The sequence below is a fragment of the Terrabacter sp. P5_B1 genome, from assembly GCF_056400505.1.
The window spans coordinates 1-2,558 of the sequence record NZ_JBFULD010000450.1; the positions used below are offsets into that span (position 1 = coordinate 1).

A 2,558-nucleotide genomic window follows, 5' to 3' on the forward strand; every position below is an offset into this window, starting at 1 on the left:
GTTCAGCGCTCCAGGCGTTTGCGCACCGACTCGAGGACGTAGTCGGTGGTCGCCTGCCGGGCGCCTTCGGGCAGCCGGACGCGATCCCTGCGACCCGCAAACGTGTCGGACCCCGTGCCGGCGGTCCCACCGCTCTGGGGCTCGGTCGCCCCGGCCGTCACCCCCAGGTCTCCGGACCCCTCGCGAGACGGTCGTGACGGGCGCACGCGCACGCCCTGGCCGGCCTCCCAAGCGATGAAGCGATCGGTCTCCTCGAAGAACGCCTTGATCGCCCAGGAGATGACGACGACGTCGTCGGCGGCGCCCACCACCGGGAGGACCGCTTCCGGCAGCAGGTCGATCGGGGACGCGACGTAGGCGACCGCCCCCGCGACGAGCCCGAGCCGCTTGAGGGTCGTACCGGCATACGTCCTCTCGATGGTGGCACGAACGAGGCGAGGCACGGCTTGCACCCGCTCCGGGATGGTCGGTGCGCCGGGCCGGGTGGAGGCGCGCACGACCGATGCGACGGTTGCTGCCATCTTGACGCGGGATGCGGTCTTCATGCCCGGCCCAACGAGCGGGTGGCCGGGGCGATTCCCCCGCGCTGACGGCGTTGCGAAACGGTGATCTTCGTGCTCCTCACGGGTGTGGGTCGCCCAAGCCGCTGGCTCAGGGCCCGAAGGTCGCGACGGCCGGGAACTCCTTGGCTGCCTGCTTGGCGATGCGGCTGAGCATGTAGACGTCGACAGCCGCGCCGATGAGTCCGCCGACGAGGGGCACGGCCCGTCCGAGCCTGGCGAACGTGCCCTGGCCGATGCGGCCGAGCAGGCGGAAGCCGACGGCCTTGTTGAGGACCATCAGGGCCGGCGCGGGCAGCCGGTCGAAGGCGACCGACGACAGCTTGCCCCCGGCGGCCACCAGTCCGGCCTTCTTGAGCAGGTCGTCGCTGTCGGCGCCGGCGAGGGTGAGCAGGATCGCCGAGCGGATCTCGGGCTGGTCGATGTCATAGCCCCGCACCTTGGCCGTGGCGGCCGTCATGCGGGTGGCCAGGAGGTAGAACTCGAGGACGTTGGCGGGCAGGGAGATCGGCATCGTGAAGAACCCGCCCAGACCGGTGGCGAAACCGCCGACGGCCCCGAGCTGACGGTGGTCGCGCGCGATCACCCGGAGCGCCTGGTCGCGATCGCCACGGGACTGCTCGAGCGCCTTGGCCGCCACCTCGTGGGCGGGGTCGAAGGGGCCCTTGCCGTCGATGCCGACATCGAGGAGACGCTCGACGAGACGGGTCGCCGTCCCGGTGAGCCCTCCGTCGGCACGCAGGGCGGCGCGCTCCAGCGCGCCGGCGTCCTTCGCCTTGCGCAGCTGTGCGGCGGTCGCGTCCGATGCCTTGATCGTCGCGTCCCTGCTCCAACCCAAGATGCTCACTGGTTCCCACCTCTGTCTCTGACGTCCCTTTTGCGCGGCTTCGGTCGCCGCCGACGACACCGTATGCCGCCGGCGTCGCCCGTGGGACCCTCGTACCCAGTCGACGGTGCGACGGGACCGCACGCGACCGCGTCGGTCCCCTCTCGTAGGGTCGCCCCATGCCCGAGACGAGAAGGACGACGCCACCGATCCTCGGGGTGCCGTTGTCGGATCTGCGCCGTGACCGCACGTCCGTCAAGTGGGGCGTGCACGGCTCCGACGTCATCCCGATGTGGATCGCGGAGATGGACTGTGCCCCGTGTCCGGCCGTCGTCGACGCCGTGAGCGCCGCCGTGTCGCGGGGTGACACCGGCTACGCGTTGACGCAGGAGTATGCCGTCCAGGTCGCCGCCTTCGCAGAGGCCGAGTGGGCGTGGGGCTTCGATCCGCGGACGACCACCCGCGTGGCCGACGTCCTGACCGGCGTGACCCATCTCCTCGGCCTCTTCACCGATGCGGGTGGTCCRGTCGTCGTCAGCCCGCCCGTCTACAACGCCTTCTACGAGGTCATCGAGGCGTGCGGACGCCGGGTCGTCGAAGCCCCCCTCGGGGCCGACCACCGCCTCGACCTCGAGGGTCTCGCCGAGGTGTTCGCGAGGCTGACCGCCGAGGGCGCCCGGACGGCATACCTGCTGTCCAACCCGCACAACCCGACGGGTACGGTGCCCACCCCGGCAGAGCTCGAGGCGCTCGCCCGCGTGGCCGACGAGCACGGCGTGCGCGTGGTGTCCGACGAGATCCACGGGCCGCTGGTCCTGCCGACGAGCACCTTCACGCCCTACCTCACCGTGCCGGGCACCGCGCGCGGCGTCACCGTCACGTCGGCCTCCAAGGCGTGGAACCTCGCGGGGCTCAAGGCGGCGATCATCGTGCCCGGCGACGCGGCCGTCGACGACGTCCGCCGGCTGCACCCCTTCGTCACCTTCGGCGCGAGCCATCTGGGGGTCATCGCGCAGACGGCGGCCTACCGCGACGGTCGCGAGTGGCTGCACCGGCTCGTCGGCGAGCTCGACGCGAACCGGCACCTGCTCACCGACCTCGTCGCGGAGCACCTGCCCGGCGCCCGTCTCGTCGTGCCGGAGTCGACCTATCTCGCCTGGCTCGACCTCACC

Annotated in this window: 3 protein-coding genes; 1 reads left to right on the top strand and 2 read right to left on the bottom strand. The window is 71.8% G+C overall.

Going from position 1 to position 2,558, the window contains the following annotated elements; translation table 11 throughout:
* Positions 1-2 precede the first annotated feature (2 nt).
* Together AC1DP0_RS20700 and AC1DP0_RS20705 are read right to left on the bottom strand one after the other, a co-directional pair.
* Positions 3-545, bottom strand: coding sequence for a YkvA family protein (locus AC1DP0_RS20700; protein WP_478088235.1), 543 nt, complete (start codon positions 543-545; stop codon positions 3-5).
* Between the two features lie 106 nt (positions 546-651).
* Positions 652-1,407 (bottom strand): EcsC family protein, encoded by a 756-nt coding sequence (locus AC1DP0_RS20705; protein WP_478088237.1) that lies wholly within the window; start codon positions 1,405-1,407, stop codon positions 652-654.
* A gap of 158 nt (positions 1,408-1,565) precedes the next feature.
* On the opposite strand from AC1DP0_RS20705, the gene AC1DP0_RS20710 reads away from it, so the two are divergent.
* A partial coding sequence (locus AC1DP0_RS20710) for an aminotransferase class I/II-fold pyridoxal phosphate-dependent enzyme (protein ID WP_478088238.1) occupies positions 1,566-2,558 on the top strand: 993 nt, incomplete at its 3' end.

Excerpts from the sequence above, each read along its gene's own strand:
- AC1DP0_RS20700 (WP_478088235.1), bottom strand. The coding sequence starts at position 545 with ATGAAGACCGCATCCCGCGTCAAGATGGCAGCAACCGTCGCATCGGTC.